Origin of the sequence: Sulfitobacter sp. HI0129 (assembly GCF_001635395.1) — a bacterium.
In the GTDB taxonomy this organism is placed as follows: domain Bacteria; phylum Pseudomonadota; class Alphaproteobacteria; order Rhodobacterales; family Rhodobacteraceae; genus Sulfitobacter.
This window is the reverse complement of sequence record NZ_LWGH01000116.1, coordinates 1-394: the sequence shown is the minus strand read 5'-3', so window position 1 is coordinate 394 and position 394 is coordinate 1. Positions and strand designations below refer to the sequence as shown.

Annotated in this window: 1 pseudogene; it reads right to left on the bottom strand. The window is 58.9% G+C overall.

Annotated features, from left to right (window positions below):
* Nucleotides 1–292: 292 nt before the first annotated feature.
* Nucleotides 293–394, bottom strand: a pseudogene (locus tag A3764_RS24430) (IS5/IS1182 family transposase); the annotation flags it as partial.

Sequence of the window (394 nt, the reverse complement as noted above, 5' to 3'; positions counted from 1 at the left end):
TAAGGCAGTTCTTCGGGAAGTTCGGGGACCATGTTGTTGTCCAATGCCTCCAGCGCCTGATGCTGGGCCCCACAGCTCAACCGAGCAACTACATAGGCGCGGCTCAGGCCGTCGATCGCGGCGGGTTCATAGAGCGCCTCGTCGCTGAGTTCCATTAGCTTGCGAGCGAAATAGGCGGTGCCGCGCCTATGTAGTTGCTCGGTTGAGCTGTGGGGCCCAGCATCAGGCGCTGGAGGCATTGGACAACAACATGGTCCCCGAACTTCCCGAAGAACTGCCTTAGGATCAGTATTCATAACCAATAGATGACGACAGCCGCGAGGGCGATGGCTGAGAGGAACACCTTTGGGCATCGGTCATAGCGGGTCGCGACGCGCCTCCAGTCCTTTAGCCT